This window comes from Flintibacter sp. HCN-6482, assembly GCF_037892565.1.
In the GTDB taxonomy this organism is placed as follows: Bacteria; Bacillota; Clostridia; order Oscillospirales; family Oscillospiraceae; genus Lawsonibacter; species Lawsonibacter aceti.
Genome location: NZ_JBBKBK010000001.1, coordinates 639,498 through 656,024, shown reverse-complemented (window position 1 = coordinate 656,024; position 16,527 = coordinate 639,498). Strand labels below are relative to the sequence as shown.

The following is a 16,527-nucleotide window of genomic DNA, read 5'->3' as shown; positions in this document are numbered from 1 at the left end:
GGTATATGAAAAACAGCAAGTATAGGCTGGATATTATCCCCGGTACGGTAATTTTTATTTTCTCGATATGGTATTTGCTCAATATCCCTGGGATCCCCACTTTCACCGGCCTGGGAGCCACTCCCTTGACTAACCACTTTGTGCCTTATCTATGGGGTGGGGCCATGCTGGTGTTGAGTCTGTGGCTGATTGTAAGAGGGATGAAGAAGCGCAAAGCCTATAAGGCCGAAGGCGGTGTGACGCAAAAAAATTCTATGATAGCAGCATTGGTCGAGAAGCGAGAGGTTGTGGTCAGTTTCGTGGCTCTGGGCCTGTATGTGGGATTAATGGGGCCCATTGGGTTTGTACCTACTACAATCCTGTATGTATTTGTACAGATCCTGGTGCTTACTCCGGGCGAACATCGGAAAAAGAATGTGCTGCCCGCAGCGATTACAGCTATTATTACAGGCTGTCTCCTGTTCTATATCTTCAGATACATGCTGAATGTCCTACTTCCCATTGGACTCCTGAGTATATTCGGACTGTAAAGGAGGGCTAAAAGAATGATTGTTCAAGGCTTAATGGAAGTCCTTCAGCCCATGACTATTGCTCTAATAGCCATAGGTACAGTGGTGGGTATCATCTTTGGTTCCATCCCAGGCTTGACCGCCACCATGGCTATTGTTATGTTCCTGCCGGTCACTTACTCAATGACAGCCTCGGAAGGTATTTCGATGCTGATGGCACTTTACATTGGCGGTATTTCCGGCGGCTTGATTTCCGCTATTCTGTTGAATATTCCCGGTACACCTTCCTCTGTAGCCACCTGTTTTGATGGAAAACCAATGGCAGACAAGGGCGAGGCAGGCAAAGCGCTAGGCACCGGTGTGGTGTTCTCATTTATTGGAACCGTCATTGGCATTGGCCTGCTTGTGGTACTGGCTCCTGTGCTGTGTGACTTTGCGCTTAAGTTCCAGGCATATGAGTATTGTGCCCTGGCTGTTTTCTCCCTGTCCATGGTTGTCGCCCTTACAGGACATGATATGCCGAAGGGCCTGATTTCCGCTGTGCTGGGGGCTTTGCTGGCTACAGTTGGCCTTTCGCCCATTGACTCCAAGCCTAGGTTTACCTTCGGTATGTATCAGTTGAACAACGGTTTTGCCCTTGTAGTTCTGTTAATCGGTCTGTTTGCCATTTCCGAGGTCATGGCCTATGCCGAAACAGTGCGCCAAAAACAGGATTACACCATTCGACAGGACGTAAAGATCAGGGGCGTTGGCTTCTCTATGAAGGAGTTTGTGAGTAATATTCCAAACGCCATTGTATCCGCGCTGATTGGTGTCGGCATTGGAATTCTGCCAGGCATCGGTGGCGGTGTGTCTTGTATGATCTCCTATACTGTATCCAAGAACACCTCTAAACGCCGCGAACTGTACGGGACAGGTATCATGGATGGCGTGGTAGCCTCTGAGACCGCCAATAATGGAACGATAGGCGGCGCTATGATCCCTCTCCTTTCCCTGGGTATTCCCGGCGATGCTGTTACCGCAATGTTACTAGGTGGACTCCAGGTGCATAATGTGGCGCCAGGGCCCCTGATCTATGAGAAGAACGGCGTGGTGGTCTATGCGATCTTCTTTGCTATGGTATTAGCCGCGATTTTTATGCTGGTGTTCATGATGCTGGGTATGCGATTTTTCATATCTGTATTAAAAGTACCCAAGAATTATTTGCTTCCGGTGGTTGTAGTGCTATGCGCCATTGGCGCTATCGGAAACGCCAATATGCTCTTTGATACCTATGCCATGGTTTTATTTGGCCTGATGTCCTATTTGCTCGTAAAGGCCAAGATCCCAACGGTCCCTATGATCCTTGGATTTATTTTAGGCCCGACCTTTGAGCAGAACCTGCGCCGCGTATCTCAGCTGGCCTCTAGCGATCCCTTCTGGAATCATCCGATTTTCTGTGTATTGATCATTGCGACGGTCTTGGTGGTCATCTTCTCTGCCCGTGCGAACCTGAAAGACGCGAAACGTGCAGAAGAAGCTGAGGCTATCAAGATGGCTGCCAGCGGTGATGAATAAATAAAAGCCAAAAAGAAAGGAAGAACAAGATGAAAAGAATGATCTCTCTGATGCTGAGTGCAGCTATGGTGCTGGTTATGGCTACCGGCTGCGCCAATCCTGGAACACCCTCTTCGGGGGATGACAAGAGCACTACCAGCGCCTCTACTTCAAATGCTCCCAGCGATTCCAATGCTGCGGAGGGTTGGCCCGACAAGACGATCAACATCTATATGACCCACGGAGCCGGTGGTGATACTGACTATATGGGGCGTCAGTTGGCCACTGCGCTGGAAAGTGAGTTGGGCGTGTCTGTGGTCGTCACCAACGTGACCGGCGCCAACGGCGCTACCTGTATGCAGCAATATAAGGATGGAGAGACCGACGGCTACACCTTTATTGCCACTAATACTGCGGCGCTAAACGGCAACGAAGCGACCGGCATGGTGGACTTCGGCTATGATGCTTTTGAGCCAGTAGCGGTGTATGGAATGCAGTCCGGTGAGAATATCGTTGTTCCCGCGGATTCCCCCTATAATACCTTGGAGGAACTGATCGAAGCCACCAAGGCCAATCCTGGGCAGATCAAGTTGGGCATCTCTACCGGCGGTGGCGTATACATTCTGTCCTGTGTTCTGGCCAACCTGGGTGGCGCTCAATTCAATATTATTGACGCAGGCGATGGCGCCACTCGTCTGACTGCTCTGTTGGGCGGCGAGATCGACGCTACCTCCCTGCCCTATTCCACTGCGGCTGACTATATTGAGAACGGTCAGCTGAAGAGCCTATGCACCGTACTTTCCAAGGCCCCTGACCTGATCCCAGATCAGCCTGCGGCCAGCGAGTTGATCCCTGAGCTGAAGCTAGATACGGAGTATGTTCTTCTGGCGCCTAAGGGGACTCCTGCTGAAATTGTTGAGGCTATGAATGCCGCCATCCTAGACGTTACCGCTACGGACGATTGGAAACAAATGGTGAATGATTACTGCTTCCAGAATCCCTTTGTACTTAACGTGGAGGAAACCCTTGCGAATTTGAAGGAGCAGCGTGACCTGTTCCAAAGCTTTGTGCCCTTCCTGTGATTCGAGGCCGTCGAATAAACAACAGGGGCCCCCGCCAAAGCGGGGGCCCCTCCTGTATAAAAGTGATTGAACACCTGGTCGGTTAGATATCATCCCAGTGCTGTCAGCTATGGTAAAAATGCCATTGGGGATATGAATGAGCGAGACACAGCCGCATGGTTTTACCGCTGGCAGGCCCGCTGTAATAGTAGTATGCTTACATGTCTTGCGTTCTATGGGAAAGAGGAAAAGAAATGATGAGAGAAAACAAACTGCGCAGGATCTTACAGGAAGGAAAGACATCGGTGAGTACTCGTATGTGGTCCACTTGGCCGATCTTCACCGAAACTTTAGGTGCCTGCGGAAACTTTGACTACATGGAATTTGTAGCGGAATACGCTCCATTCACACAGATGGATCTGGAGAACATGGCCCGGGCAGCTGAACTGTATGAAATGGGCACTATGATAAAGGTGGATTTTCAAAATCGATTTTATGTGTCACAAAAGGCGGTAGCCTCTGGATTCCAAGGGGTCAATTTTGCTGATTGCCGGACTCCGGAGGATGTGTATGCTTCTGTCAGAGCCATCCGTCCGTTGGTAGAAGGCACAGATGGCGTATATGGATGTCCAAACCGGCGATTCATCAGCAGCCCGAATGGAGTATCCCAGTTGGAGCATATTCAACGGCTTAACGATATTGTACTATGCTTCATGATCGAAAAGCGGGAGTCTGTGGAACGGATTGAGGAGATCTGCGATATCCCAGGCGTAGATATGGTGCAATTTGGCCCGGCGGACTACTGCATGAGCCGTGGCTGGAATCGAGCGGATCATACACAGGAGTTTAAGCAGGCTGAACGACAGGTCATCTCAGCGGCCTTGCGGCATGGTGTTCAGCCGAGATGTGAGATCAATTCGCCCGCAGAGGCCCAGTATTACATCGACTTGGGCGTCCGGCATTTCAGCCTTGGAGATCAGATGGCAAAGCTGCGGGAGTTCTGGAATGGCCAGGGGAAAGAGATGAGGGACATTTCCAGAAGTCTGGATTGATAAAATGGGGGAAACCGGCTTGGCCGATTTCCCCTTCCAGCAGGTTTGGCATTCTATATGCTGGGACTGAGTTAAGCGGTGATGCCAAGCCACCAAACGATAAACTCATCGCCACCCATTCCGAACAGCTCGCTTTTAGTTCGCCTCCCAGAGGCCACTTCGATGAGAGCATCGAAAATTTCCTGCCCCATCTGCTCCAAAGTTTTTTCCCCATCGATAACAGCGCCGGCATTGAGGTCAATATCATCCTTTTGGCGGAGATAGAGGGGGGTATTGGAAGAAATCTTTAGAGTGGGGAAGTGCTGGCTGCCATAGCAGGAGCCCCGGCCAGTGGTAAAAGCGCAAAGATTGCAGCCGCCGGAAAACATGGCTGCAGCGGATACCGGATCATAAGAAGGAGAGTTCATGATGTTAAGGCCGGGAGTGGTAACAGGTTCCGCATAGCCAACTACATCGTTGAGTGGGGTGCTCCCGCCTTTTTTCGCGCTTCCAAGAGCTTTTTCCAGGACATTGGTGATGCCGCCAGCATTATTGCCGGGGGTAACTTTGCCATAGATTTGAGAGTCCTTTCCACGGCAGTAGTCCAGCCACCACCGCATGATGTCGATGAGCTTTTGCGCTACCTGGGGAGATCTGGCGCGTCGGACCAGTGCTCCTTCCACACCGAGTAGCTCGGTGGGTTCTGTGAGGACTGCGGTACCGCCGTTCTGGATCAGAAGATCGATTGCCTTGCCCAGCGCTGGATTGGCTGAGGAACCAGAGAAAGAGTCGGAGCCGCCACATTCCAGTCCGACCTTCAGATGAGAAACAGGTACCTCCTGGCGAACAGAATGATTGGCGAGGGAAAGCATGGCCTCTACCATAGAGATGCCCTTTTCCACTGATTTTCGGGAGCCGCCCTCCTCTTGGATTACCAAGCGACCCAGTGTGGGACTGGGGACTAGACCTGCTTCCTGAAAAAAGTTGTCGATATTGTTAGACTCACAGCCCAGGGCACATACAAGGGCACCTGCTATATTGGGGTTCTTGATAAGGCCGCCCAGTACCCGGCGCAAATAGATCATGGGGTCACCGGACTTCTCCAGACCGCAACCGGAAGATGTGATGAGGGGAACCACGGCGTCTACATTGGGATAAGCGGACAATATCTCTGGGGTAAAGTGGTTGGCAATTTTTCTGGCCACGGTTGCGGCACAATTGCTACATACGGTGACAGCAATACAGTTCCGTGTGCCGACTAGCCCGTTAGGCCGCACATAGCCCAGAAAAGTACGCTGTTCCTGGGCCGGTAGAATGGGGACTGGGGTGTAATCAGCACAGTAATGGTAGACTTCTTTGATGGTATCAAAACGGATGTTGTGGTTATGGACATGATCTCCAGGAGAGATATTCTGGGAAGCATAGCCGATGACTGTATTGTATTTTAAGATTGGCTCACCTTGGGCGATGGGGCGTATGGCCACCTTATGCCCGATAGGGATGTCCTGCCGGATGGTCAGACCATCTGGGGTAAGTACAGTGCCAGCCTCCGCTGCGGCACGGAGCACTGCTATATTGTCGGCTGGATCCAGATGAATCAGGATGAAGTTGTCGGCCATGTCACTCACCCCCGTTTCTACATATATTGCCTCAGCGTGGCAATGTGGGCATCGATGCGCTTTCGCTCCTCAACAGTGATAGGTTCAGTGGGGCGGCATACCCGTTCGCTGGCAAAGCCGAGGGTGCTGATGGCGTACTTGGTGGAAGCGGTCTGACTCTTCGCCATAGGGTAAAGCTTACAGATCTCATCTACAATGGCGCCCCATTTCATGGCTTCCGAAATATTACCGGCCTTTCCATATTCATACAGTTTGATGTGAGCCTTTGGAAACAGGGGGGCCAGAGAAGGGATATACCCGTCGGCTCCCATAAGCATACTGGGGACTGCCAGATTTGTAGAGCCCTGGTGTACTAGAAAATCTGTACCTTTAAAGTGATTAAGCAGCTTGATAAAAAGAGGATAATTACCAGATGTGTCTTTTACACCGATGACCTTGTCTATTTTAGATAACTGGATGATGGTATCTGCTGTAAGCAACTGACCGGTAAAAGGCGGGATGTTGTATATCATCAGATTTGCGCTGGTGTTGCGGCTGATTTGCTCAAAATGCTGGACGGTTTCATCTTGTGTTGCGTGACGGGCATAGAACACAGGAGTAATCACAGCAGTCTGGCCACCCATATCTTCAAAACGCTTTACATTTTCTATGGCGCGCTGGGTACTGGAGTCCATACAACCGGCAATAACAGGTACTCGGCCAGCACAATGGTCCAAGGTGATTTGAATGGCTCGATCCCGCTGTTCCTGTGTCAAAGCCATACATTCGCCGTTTGATCCACACACAAAAATACCATGGATACCGTTGTTGATACAGTGGTCAATTAGGGCCCGCAGAGCCTTTTCATCTACCTTTTCCTGATCGTCAATAGGAGTAATGATCGGCGGAATGACGCCGATAATCTCTTTCTTGCTCATAAGGAATACCTCCTGATATTTGATGTATCCAGTATAAGGATAGACAAGAGAAAAGTATTGATATAAAGCACTCTTTCATTTATACTTTTCGCTCTATCTATTATCAGAACGGTAGGATTAGTACCAGTGAAAATGGAAAAGTTGAAAAGGATACGGGTACAGGCGAAAAAGATAAATACAATAAAAGCGTGCATTGACTATAATGATTTCCTGTAATGTCACCGCCACAAGAAAAAAGCCTATGAAAAAAATCAGGAGGTAATACAGATGGATTTTAAGCATAGAGATGAGATTTTCAGAACTAGTCTGCCAGGACGGGTAGTACAAAATGCCGTAGGCAAAGACAGCGCCATAGCCAGCGCGAAAATGACTGTAAGTTACTGCCGTTACTGCGCAGACAGCGGCCCTATGGCCCCTCATAACCACGCGGAGGAGTCTGTAGTAGTGCTGGACTGCGCGAGGGCATATGTGAAATGGGGGAGTGGGCCAGACAGCTTAGAACATCAACAGTGGCTCTGCCCGGGAGATATAATGCATTTTCCAGAGCTGGAGTGGCATGTGTTTGGATATGATGAAGGAGGATTCCTGGATGCTCTGTGTATCTATGGCCAGGTAACCAATATCCGGCCTGAGGAGATCTCTGGGATCCAAGAGTGAATAAGAAGAAATATTACAGCGGTCAGGAATGGCTTGAATATTTCTGTTGCAGACTTGCGGATCCTTGGGGAGACAAGCAAATGTTTTAAGAGTGTATGATCAGTAGAAAGACCTATGGGAGTAATTTTATGCGCAACGATGTGTCAGTTCACCGAGTGGTAAAAAACAAAAAGATGGCAGGGCAGTATATCGAGCCCCATAGGCACAACTTTTTTCATTATATATATTGTCTGAGCGGACACACTTGTGTGCGGGTTGGGCAGGAACGATTTGAAACCGGACCACGAAGCCTGGTTCTGGTTCCACCAGAGATATGCCACTCTATCACGAGCCTGGACACTTCCTGCTGCCTGGATTTGAAATTTACCTGCTCTAGGGAGTTGGAAGAGCGGGTGAAAAAGTTACCACTATTCTTCGCGTCCACAGTGGAGCCTGTAGGGAGCATGGTGCGAGATATTTTTGAGGAAGCGATCAACCAGAATCAGGATTATGACGAAGTAATTAGTCTGCGCTTATATGAACTGCTTATTTCCTTGATGAGATGGGAACACAAGGAGATGGAGAACTGGCAGCTGTATGATCTAGCTGCCCAGCGAGAAGATCCGGAAATGCGGAAGATCCTCCAGATGATTGAAGAGAATATTGACAGTCCGCTATGGGTGAAGGATTTGGCAGCCAGATGTGGATATAGTGCAAACTATTTCCGGCTAATTTTCCGGGAACGAGTGGGAGTGCCGCCAAACCGATATATCAACCACCGCAAGATTGAGAGGGCCAAGGAACTGATGCTTTACTCAGAATTAAATGTGAGCCAGATCGCTGAAAAACTGAGTTATCAGAGTATCCATTACTTTAGTCGCCTGTTTAAACAAATGACTGGGATTCCTCCTTCAGAGTATATTGATCGGGTGAAGTCGGACCGCCCTGTAAATGTGATCTATAACCAAAATACGCCGGAGGGAGAATTTGAGATCCCCTTACGTAATGGTATTGGATCGGAACCATCAGAAAGGATCGTCGATGGAACAGAAAATTAGACTGCTGGGCATAGCCCCTTATTCGGAGATGCGCCCCTTAATGTTGGAGGTTTCCAAGGAGTATCAGGACATCGACTTGACAGTTTATGTAGGAGATCTGCAGAAGGGGGTAGAGATGGCCCGCCGGAATTTCTATAACGATTATGATGTCATTATCTCCCGGGGCGGGACCGCTACCATGCTTCGAGAACGGCTGGACCTTCCGGTTATTGAGATTCCGATCCTGCCCTTCGACCTGCTCCGGGCAATGCAGTTGGCGGAGCAGGTATCAGACCACTATGCGATTGTAGGTTTTCCCAATGTGACCACAAGCGCAAGGCTGCTGTGTGAGGTGATGCAATACCAAATCGACATCTATACTATTCGCAACGCTGCGGAGGTTGAGCCTGTCTTACAGTCTATCCGAGAAAAGGGGACCCAGGCCATCCTATGTGATATGGTAGCGCACACCACGGCAATGCAGCTGGGACTGGATGTAGTGCTTATTACCTCTGGAGCAGAGGGAGTGCGTATGGCGTTTACCCAGACGATTCAACTGTACGGGAATTACCGAAATCTCAGGGCAGAGAACCGTTTTTTGCGGAGCTTGATTTGGAATCAGATCAATCAAACCGTAGTGTTTAATGACCAGGGGGAACTGTTTTTCTCCACCATCGAGGACAGCGGCACTGCTATTATAGACTACCTGCGTCAAGAAAGCCTTCGAGGCGAAACAAACAGTCAGAAGCACATCCTGAAGCAGATAGACAATATTCAATATTCTATCCGCTCACACCGAGAAACTGTGGGCAATGAGCATTATACCGCCTACTATTTCTCCGAAAGTCAGGTGCCGCTGTCGGATATCCGCCGTGGCATCCGCTATTCGGGCCAATCTGAGGTGGAAGAGCAGTATTCGGGCAGCCTGTACTCAGTGGTAGGACTGCTGAGAGATCTGTATCATACGATCCAAAACATCAACCGTACCAGCCAGCCTGTTATGGTATTTGGCGAGGAGGGGACATGCAAAGAGCAGGCCGTCAATTATCTGTACCTGCAGAGCGACTGGTGGGATTCGCCGCTGGTGGTGGTAGACTGCTTCCTGCTAAATACAAAGGGGTGGAGCTATTTGATGAACCACCATAATTCGCCATTGACCAGGAGCGAATGTACCATTTTTATCAAAAATATAGACGTGCTCACCTCGGACCAGCGGGGGCAGCTATTGGCTAACATTATTGCCATGAACGTGCATAAGATGAACCGGCTCATATTCTCCTGTGTGTGCAAAAAGGACGAGGCAATGCCTGACGCCGGGGTAGAGTTTGTTGAGGTGCTGAGTTGTCTTACCCTCTATCTGCCCCCACTGCGTCAGCGAGTCGAGAAGTTTCCGGCCATTGTCAATATGTATCTCAGCCATCTGAATACCACTATGACCAAGCAGGTATCGGGTATAGAGGCAGAGGCGATGCGAAAGCTGCAAAAATTCGACTGGCCGCGAAATTATTCTCAGTTCCAGCGTATTGTAAAAGAACTGGCCATGATGACTGAACAGCCTTATATCACCGCCGAAGCTGTTGAGGAGGTGCTGAAACGGGAAGGCTCTGTAGTGCCGGTAGGGGACAGGGGGGAGGATACTGAGGCGCCCTTGGATTTAAACCGGACATTGCAGGAGATCAATCGGGACATTGTGTTGCGGACTTTAGAGCGGGAGAACGGAAACCAGAGCCGAACAGCGGAAAGGCTGGGAATCAGCCGAACCACGCTGTGGAGAATGCTTAAGAACTAAGGAGAACTGGTGATCAAGCTGTTAGGGATATCGTGTCCATGTACGATCTGGAGTTTGAATACAAAAGGTAATTTTATCTATAAAAGCACCGTTCCGTAATTGCGGAACGGTGCTTTTTGTGTGGGAAAGGGAAAACGGATCAAAACGGCCTCATGATGATAAGCTCCTTTTAGGGGAAATGTCACGATTTGCGGGTAGAGCGCGGCGACCTCGGCGCGCCGCTCTCTCTGGACCGTGCTTTGGGCGTGCCCGGCGGTCATGCCCTACCTGCCGTGGGCCTCCTGCTGACAGCACCTATTATGAAAAGGGGCAAAAAGAAGATAGAAGAAAAGATCACAGCAAAAAAACTCTTGATAAGTAGCTAACTACAAGTATATAATGTAGTTAGCTACAAAGGAGGTGAATATGTGGCTGATAAAAGCAGGGCAGAGTACTTCAGAGAGCGGCGGAAGAACATGAAGCAGCTTGTATTCATGGTCGACCGGGAAAAGGCGGAACAGCTGGACCAGAAGCTGGCAAAAAAGGGGATCGGAAGAACAGAATGGTTCCGTGAAAAGCTGGATGAGGAACTTTACCAAGAAAAATAGAAACAGCCCGCCACCCTCAAAAAGTCACGGACTGTTCCTAAAACACCATTCCCGAAGGTCTGGTAAATCTATGATACCACACCTCCAGGGAAAATACAAGGAGGACACGATGGCAGGCAGATAGGAGAACAAAAAAATAATACTTGACTTTTGTGTCACCATATATTAAAATTATTTTGGTGATACAAAAAGGAGGCGAAAAATTTGTCACCAAGGGGAAGGCCGACATCGGAGCCAAAGAATCACGAAACAAGAATCCGCATGTCAGACGAGGATATCCGGTTGCTGGAGATCTGTTGCCAGAAAACCGGCATGACAAAGGCGGATGTGATTCGTCAAGGGATTCGTGAGGTCTATGAGAAAATAAAATAGGGTGTTGGCCCACCTGACAAGCACACCAACACCCCACAAACACCATCCCCGAAGGTCTGGCAAATCTATGATACCACACCTCCGGGGGAAACACAAGGAGGTTTTCAGATGGAACTGCATAAGGTCCTCTTTGAGATGGAGGACCCGATGAACCGCCTGCGGGACGGCATTTGCGCCCTCTGGGTCATGTCGTTGGCGGTGGACCGGGAGGACAGCGATCTGTCCAGCGGATTTCATGCCCTCTGGGACTACCTGGACCAGATGTACGACAGGCTCCACACCCAATTTTATGCCTGCATAGAGCTGTGTCAGGCGGAGCACAAGGGGAGCGCCCCCGCCCAGGACTAAGGGGAACGGGCAAAGGGCATCAGGCGGCTGTCCATCGGGCGGCCGCCTCCCTTGTGCCGGGGAGAGGGTCAGCCCACCTCCGCCCTCCCCAGGCCGCCGGTGTACCGGCGGATCAGAAGGACGACCGCCAGGGCCACTACCCCCTCGGTCACCGGCATAGCCAGCCATACCGCCTCCGGCCCCAGAAGGGCGGGGAGGGCGAGGATCAGCCCGCCGCTGATGACCAGCCCCCGGGCCACCGACACAAAGAAGGCGGCGGCGGGGCGCAGGAGGGACTGGAAGTAGTAGGTGGAAAAGATGTTCAGCGGGAGGAGCAGGAAGGACAGGCCGTAGGTCCGGAGGATGGCCGGGGCAATGGCGTAGATATCCGGCCCGGCGTCCATGAAGATACGGACAAACCCATTGGGGGCCGCCCAGATCAGGGCGGTCCAGGCCAGACTGAAAAAGGCGGCGGCCCACAGGGCATATCGGAGCGTCTGGCGGAGGCGGTCCCATTGGTGGGCGCCGAAGTTGATGGACAGAATCGGCTGGGCGGACTGGCCCACGCTGTAAGCGCAGCACTGAACAATGGTGCTTACGTTGACGATGATGCCGTATACCGCCAGGGCGTCTGTCCCCAGGCAGGACATGATCTGCCGGTTGAACAGGGTGGTGAGGATGCCCATAGCGATGTCGATGAAAAAGGTGGAGAAGCCGGTGACCAGGATGGCGCGGAGCTTTTGGGGCAGGCGGCTGGGCCACAGGAAGCGCAGCGTGTTTTTGGGGGACAGGAAGTGGGTCAGGGCCACCAAAAGGGAGATCACCGAGCCGATAGCGGTGGCCAGCCCGGCCCCAAAGATACCCATATCCAGCGCAAAAACAAAAAAGTAGTCCCCAAAGATGTTGAAGATACCCCCGGACAGGACGGCCGCCGCCGCCCGGCCGGGGTCTCCGTCATTTCGGAGAAAGGCGGCCAGCATCTGGTTAAACAGAAAGACAGGCACTACCCACTTGACCGGAAGAAGATAGGCCTGGGCCAGGGGGAGCAGCGCCTGGTCAGCCCCGAACAGGGTGAGAAGGGGGGCGTCCAGTAGGAAGATGACCAGCCAGCTGATAATAGCCAGCCCGGACACGCCCAGCAGGGCGGCGGAAAAATATTCCTGCTCCCGCCTGCTCTGGCCCTGGCCGCGGGCTGTGCTGAACAGCACGGAGCCGCCGATGCCAGCCAGCAGGCCCAGGCTGTATATGATATTCCACACCGGGGCCACCACCGCCATTGCCGCCGCCCCCTGAGGGCCGTGGTACTGGCCTACCATGGCGGTGTCCACCAGCCCATAGATGGAGGAGATGATGGCGCTGCCAAAGGCGGCGCCCAGATACCGGAAATAGAGCTTTTTTACATTTCCTGTCAGCAGGTCCACAGAAGATCACTCCCAGTTGTGAGATCGGTCCGAAGGACAACAAAAAAGCCGGATAAGCCAACGGGCATTTCAGCCCGTCACCTTATCCAGCGTACCATTTCTTCTGTCGAATGGCGTACCCTCCGAGTGACCGAAAGGATTATACCGAGAGAAAAGCGGTTTGTCAAGGGGGGTTCAAGGGGCCAGTCTGGACGGGAGAAAACAGTGGTAATTCCGCCCCTGGTGTGATATGCTCTTTCTTGAGAGAGTGATCTCTATGCTGTTGGCCCGCCGGCTGAAGATCATGATGGGGCCGGGAGCTCGATCCTGCTGCCTCCCCATGGGCGGTGGCGGAGGGCCTGGGGCGAGGACTGCGCGCTGTTTTACCCTGATTTTCATGAAATCGAGGAAATGACCATGAGTTTTGACCGAGAGCGGTTCCTGCCGGTGAGCATCCAGGATATGGAGCGCCGGGGCTGGGACTTTTATGACTTTCTGCTGATCACCGGGGATGCCTATGTGGACCACCCCTCCTTCGGTCCGGCTATCATCGGCCGGGTGCTGGAGGCCGAGGGCTATCGGGTGGCCATGCTGGCCCAGCCCGACTGGAGGGACCCGGAAGCCTTTGCCGCCCTGGGGCGGCCCCGGCTGGGGGTGCTCCTCTCCGCGGGCAATATCGACTCCATGGTGGCCCACTACACTGCCGCCAAAAAGCGCCGCCATGACGACGCCTACTCCCCCGGACGGCGGGCGGGCCTGCGCCCCGACCACGCCACCATTGTCTACTCCAACCGGGTGCGGGAGGTTTTTGGGGACATCCCCCTGGTCATCGGCGGACTGGAGGCCAGCCTGCGCCGCTTCGCCCACTACGACTACTGGGAGGACAAGGTCCGCCGCTCCATTCTCTTCGACGCCCAAGCGGACCTGCTGACCTACGGCATGGGGGAGAGGGCCACCATCGAGATCGCCGCCCGGCTGGCCAGCGGCACTCCGGTGGGGGAGATCACCGATGTGCGGGGTACCTGTGCGGCGGTGAAGTACCCGGATGTGTGCACATACCCCAGGGTGGAGGTGCCCTCCTTCGAGGAGGTGTCCGCCTCTAAGGAGGCCTACGCCCGGGCCAATATGGTGGAGTATCAGGAGCATGACGCTGTGGTGGGCAGGGCCATCCTGCAAAAACACGGCCGACAGTTCCTGCTGGTCAATCCTCCGGCCTTCCCCCTGACCACAGAGGAAATGGACCGGGTGGCCGAGCTGCCCTATGTCCGGGAGCCCCACCCCATGTACGACGAGATGGGAGGCGTGCCCGCCATCGAGGAGGTGCGCTTCTCCGTCACCCACAACCGGGGATGCTTTGGGGCGTGCAACTTCTGCTCCCTGGCCTTTCACCAGGGACGGACCATCTCCTGCCGAAGCCACCAGTCGGTCATCCGTGAGGTGAAGGCCCTGACGGAGCACCCCGGCTTCAAGGGCTATATCCACGACGTGGGCGGCCCCTCGGCCACCTTCCGCCGGCCCTCCTGCCAGAAGCAGCTCAAGCACGGGATGTGCAAAAACCGGGCCTGCCTGGCCCCGGAGCCCTGTCCTAACCTGGATGCGGACCACACCGACTATATGCTGCTGCTGCGCAAGCTGCGGGAGATCCCCAAGGTGAAAAAGGTGTTCATCCGATCCGGCATCCGGTTTGACTATCTGATGAAGGACCCCAGCGGGGAGTTTTTTACCGACCTGGTCCAGCACCACATCTCTGGCCAGCTCAAGGTGGCGCCGGAGCACTGTGTGGCCCATACTCTGGACTACATGGGAAAGCCCCACATTGAGGTATATGAAAAATTCCGAGAAAAGTATTTTAAGCTCAACCGGCGGTATGGCAAGGACCAGTATCTGGTGCCCTACCTCATCTCCTCCCATCCGGGCTGCACTCTGGAGGACGCGGTAAAGCTGGCCGAGTGGCTGAACAGGCAGGGCCATATGCCTGAACAGGTGCAGGACTTCTATCCCACACCGGGCACCCTGGCCACCTGCATGTGGTACACCGGACTGGACCCCCGGACTATGGAGCCGGTGTTCGTCCCCAAGACGCCCCACGACAAGGCCCTCCAGCGGGCGCTGATGCAGTGGCGCAAGCCCCAAAACCGTAAGCTGGTGCTGGAGGCCCTCCACCGGACGGGCCGGGAGGACCTGATCGGCTACGGCAAGCACTGTCTGGTCCGGCCGGACAGAGGAGCGCGGTCCTCGGACGGACCGGGGGAGCGGGCTCCGGCCGCCAAGGGAAAGGGCGGCGGCCAATCAGCCGGCAAGAAAGGCGTCGGCCCCACCCGGCGGGAGAGCGTGCACAGCCGGCAGAGGGTGGAGAAGAAGGAGGCCCGTCCGGCCCGCAAGGCGGGCTGGGCAAAGGCCAAGCCCAAAAAGGGAGGCCGCAAGAAATGAGACCCTGCACCGGGCTGAAAAAAGGCGTGAATAGAATGAGAAGGGGTCCGGCAAACTGGTTTTGCCGGACCCCTTTTTGGAGATTGCCTATTTTTTAATAATTCATCGTGCTCCGGTTACCGGGATTAGGCTCCCAGCTGGGGGTGCCGGCGGTCCCGCCGGTGATGTCTCGGGCGGCATCGCCGATGCCCCGGCCCACGTCGCCGATGGCGTCACCGGCTCCGCGGATCAGGTCCCGTGCTCCCTGGGTCAGGTCTCGGCCCATGTTGTCGTTCCGGCTGCCGTATACTCGCCCATTGGCGTCAGCAGAATAGCGGCCGTCCTCCAGATAGTCATAGGCGTTGCTGCGGTCATAGGTGGTACGCCGGTTTCTGGTCTGGGCGGAACCGGACACAGAGCCGTTGGCAGGGCCATTGGTACCGCTGTTGGTATTCCCGTCCGTGTTGCCGCAGGAGGCCAGGGTGGCCACCATGGTCACAGCCAGGCCAAGAGCCATTAGATATCGTTTCATTCTCAACTTCCTCCCGTCCTGTTTGTCCAACGGAAGTTCCATCCGGGTGGTAGTATGTGTCTTTTGTCTGCCGAAAAATCCGGTAATGACTGTTCTCATTGACAATTTTTTCTATGTTTTGCGCTGGAAAAAGCCCTTGATCTGGAAAAAACTTTTCTCCAGCTCTTGCAATCCGCCTTGGTTTGTGGTATAGTCATGATGTTATTAAGGTAGTATTGGTGAGAGTGGGGTCAAGGCTCCGCTCTTTTTGATTGACCAAATGGGCCGAACCTCCGGGAGTGAGGGGCAAAATAGGAGGAACTTTATGGCAAAAGTTACCGATACCGTGGCCGCGTTGGCCCTCCCCGTGGTGGAGGGGGCTGGATGCACCCTCTGGGATGTGGAATATGTGAAGGAGGCGGGGGAGTGGTTCCTCCGCGTCTACATCGATAAGGAGGGCGGCGTGTCCATCGATGACTGCGAGGCGGTTTCCCGGCCCCTGTCCGACCTGCTGGACGAGGCCGATCCCATTGAGGGCAGCTACACTTTTGAGGTGTCCTCTGCCGGGGCGGACCGAGTGTTGAAAAAGCCGAATCATTTCGCCCAATTCTTGGGGGCCGAGGTGGAGGTAAAGCTCTACCGCCCCAGAGATGGCCGTAAAGACCATGTGGGTCTGCTCCGTGCCTTTGAGGACGGAAATGTGACCCTGGAGGTGGGCGGCAGCCCGGTGGACTTTGAAAAGAAGGAGATCGCCCTGGTCCGGCTGTATCCCCGGTTTTGACGGAC

General features: G+C 53.5%; 15 protein-coding genes. 11 read left to right on the top strand and 4 right to left on the bottom strand.

All coding sequences use genetic code 11. From position 1 onward, the window contains the following. The first annotated feature begins 5 nt into the window (after window positions 1-5). The 4 genes from WKS99_RS03195 to WKS99_RS03180 all read left to right on the top strand — a co-directional run bounded on the left by WKS99_RS03195 (window position 6) and on the right by WKS99_RS03180 (window position 4,158). The gene (locus WKS99_RS03195) at window positions 6-530 is read left to right on the top strand and encodes a tripartite tricarboxylate transporter TctB family protein (protein WP_186852192.1); all 525 of its coding nucleotides are present in this window, start codon (window positions 6-8) and stop codon (window positions 528-530) included. 15 nt (window positions 531-545) lie between these two features. After that, window positions 546-2,066, top strand: coding sequence for a tripartite tricarboxylate transporter permease (locus tag WKS99_RS03190; protein WP_186852191.1), 1,521 nt, complete (start codon window positions 546-548; stop codon window positions 2,064-2,066). A gap of 29 nt (window positions 2,067-2,095) precedes the next feature. Next, window positions 2,096-3,127: a Bug family tripartite tricarboxylate transporter substrate binding protein gene (locus tag WKS99_RS03185; protein ID WP_340405310.1), complete on the top strand. Its 1,032-nt coding sequence runs from the start codon at window positions 2,096-2,098 to the stop codon at window positions 3,125-3,127. 284 nt (window positions 3,128-3,411) lie between these two features. After that, complete coding sequence (locus WKS99_RS03180) at window positions 3,412-4,158, top strand: HpcH/HpaI aldolase family protein (protein ID WP_340405309.1); 747 nt, start codon at window positions 3,412-3,414, stop codon at window positions 4,156-4,158. Between the two features lie 71 nt (window positions 4,159-4,229). Here the strand turns inward: WKS99_RS03180 and WKS99_RS03175 are convergent, their stop codons facing one another. Together WKS99_RS03175 and WKS99_RS03170 are read right to left on the bottom strand one after the other, a co-directional pair. After that, complete coding sequence (locus tag WKS99_RS03175) at window positions 4,230-5,756, bottom strand: UxaA family hydrolase (protein ID WP_186852190.1); 1,527 nt, start codon at window positions 5,754-5,756, stop codon at window positions 4,230-4,232. Between the two features lie 17 nt (window positions 5,757-5,773). Further along, window positions 5,774-6,673: a dihydrodipicolinate synthase family protein gene (locus WKS99_RS03170; protein ID WP_262669479.1), complete on the bottom strand. Its 900-nt coding sequence runs from the start codon at window positions 6,671-6,673 to the stop codon at window positions 5,774-5,776. A 267-nt stretch (window positions 6,674-6,940) separates the two neighbouring features. Here WKS99_RS03170 and WKS99_RS03165 point away from each other — a divergent pair, with 267 nt between their 5' ends. The 5 genes from WKS99_RS03165 to WKS99_RS03145 all read left to right on the top strand — a co-directional run bounded on the left by WKS99_RS03165 (window position 6,941) and on the right by WKS99_RS03145 (window position 11,442). Continuing rightward, window positions 6,941-7,330, top strand: a complete 390-nt coding sequence (locus WKS99_RS03165; RefSeq protein WP_262669480.1) for a hypothetical protein — start codon at window positions 6,941-6,943, stop codon at window positions 7,328-7,330. Between the two features lie 128 nt (window positions 7,331-7,458). Beyond that, window positions 7,459-8,367 carry a helix-turn-helix domain-containing protein gene (locus tag WKS99_RS03160; protein ID WP_240286840.1) on the top strand — a complete coding sequence of 303 codons (909 nt, stop codon included), beginning with the start codon at window positions 7,459-7,461 and terminating at the stop codon, window positions 8,365-8,367. Beyond that, window positions 8,351-10,135, top strand: a complete 1,785-nt coding sequence (locus tag WKS99_RS03155; protein WP_186852186.1) for a sigma-54-dependent transcriptional regulator — start codon at window positions 8,351-8,353, stop codon at window positions 10,133-10,135. Before WKS99_RS03160 ends, WKS99_RS03155 begins: the two co-directional genes overlap by 17 nt. A 407-nt stretch (window positions 10,136-10,542) precedes the next feature. After that, window positions 10,543-10,722: a hypothetical protein gene (locus tag WKS99_RS03150; protein ID WP_147571018.1), complete on the top strand. Its 180-nt coding sequence runs from the start codon at window positions 10,543-10,545 to the stop codon at window positions 10,720-10,722. A gap of 480 nt (window positions 10,723-11,202) precedes the next feature. Continuing rightward, entirely contained in the window at window positions 11,203-11,442 is a 240-nt protein-coding gene (locus tag WKS99_RS03145; RefSeq protein WP_147571016.1) for a hypothetical protein, read from the top strand. 68 nt (window positions 11,443-11,510) lie between these two features. On the opposite strand, the gene WKS99_RS03140 is transcribed toward WKS99_RS03145, so the two are convergent. Beyond that, on the bottom strand, window positions 11,511-12,842 hold the full coding sequence (locus WKS99_RS03140) for an MATE family efflux transporter (protein WP_340405308.1): 1,332 nt from the start codon (window positions 12,840-12,842) through the stop codon (window positions 11,511-11,513). A 396-nt stretch (window positions 12,843-13,238) separates the two neighbouring features. Between WKS99_RS03140 and WKS99_RS03135 the strand changes: the two genes are divergently transcribed. Then, complete coding sequence (locus WKS99_RS03135; RefSeq protein WP_186852184.1) at window positions 13,239-15,251, top strand: YgiQ family radical SAM protein; 2,013 nt, start codon at window positions 13,239-13,241, stop codon at window positions 15,249-15,251. Between the two features lie 94 nt (window positions 15,252-15,345). Here WKS99_RS03135 and WKS99_RS03130 read toward each other — a convergent pair whose 3' ends face one another. After that, window positions 15,346-15,762, bottom strand: coding sequence for a hypothetical protein (locus tag WKS99_RS03130; RefSeq protein ID WP_147571013.1), 417 nt, complete (start codon window positions 15,760-15,762; stop codon window positions 15,346-15,348). A gap of 304 nt (window positions 15,763-16,066) precedes the next feature. Here WKS99_RS03130 and rimP point away from each other — a divergent pair, with 304 nt between their 5' ends. Further along, window positions 16,067-16,522 carry a ribosome maturation factor RimP gene (gene rimP / locus WKS99_RS03125; RefSeq protein WP_340405307.1) on the top strand — a complete coding sequence of 152 codons (456 nt, stop codon included), beginning with the start codon at window positions 16,067-16,069 and terminating at the stop codon, window positions 16,520-16,522. Window positions 16,523-16,527 lie beyond the last annotated feature (5 nt).

Excerpts from the sequence above, each read along its gene's own strand:
- WKS99_RS03130 (WP_147571013.1), bottom strand. The coding sequence starts at position 15,762 with ATGAAACGATATCTAATGGCTCTTGGCCTGGCTGTGACCATGGTGGCC.
- WKS99_RS03155 (WP_186852186.1), top strand. The coding sequence starts at position 8,351 with ATGGAACAGAAAATTAGACTGCTGGGCATAGCCCCTTATTCGGAGATG.
- WKS99_RS03160 (WP_240286840.1), top strand. The coding sequence starts at position 7,459 with ATGCGCAACGATGTGTCAGTTCACCGAGTGGTAAAAAACAAAAAGATG.
- WKS99_RS03170 (WP_262669479.1), bottom strand. The coding sequence starts at position 6,673 with ATGAGCAAGAAAGAGATTATCGGCGTCATTCCGCCGATCATTACTCCT.
- WKS99_RS03185 (WP_340405310.1), top strand. The coding sequence starts at position 2,096 with ATGAAAAGAATGATCTCTCTGATGCTGAGTGCAGCTATGGTGCTGGTT.
- WKS99_RS03190 (WP_186852191.1), top strand. The coding sequence starts at position 546 with ATGATTGTTCAAGGCTTAATGGAAGTCCTTCAGCCCATGACTATTGCT.
- WKS99_RS03145 (WP_147571016.1), top strand. The coding sequence starts at position 11,203 with ATGGAACTGCATAAGGTCCTCTTTGAGATGGAGGACCCGATGAACCGC.
- WKS99_RS03135 (WP_186852184.1), top strand. The coding sequence starts at position 13,239 with ATGAGTTTTGACCGAGAGCGGTTCCTGCCGGTGAGCATCCAGGATATG.
- WKS99_RS03175 (WP_186852190.1), bottom strand. The coding sequence starts at position 5,756 with ATGGCCGACAACTTCATCCTGATTCATCTGGATCCAGCCGACAATATA.
- WKS99_RS03165 (WP_262669480.1), top strand. The coding sequence starts at position 6,941 with ATGGATTTTAAGCATAGAGATGAGATTTTCAGAACTAGTCTGCCAGGA.
- rimP (WP_340405307.1), top strand. The coding sequence starts at position 16,067 with ATGGCAAAAGTTACCGATACCGTGGCCGCGTTGGCCCTCCCCGTGGTG.
- WKS99_RS03195 (WP_186852192.1), top strand. The coding sequence starts at position 6 with ATGAAAAACAGCAAGTATAGGCTGGATATTATCCCCGGTACGGTAATT.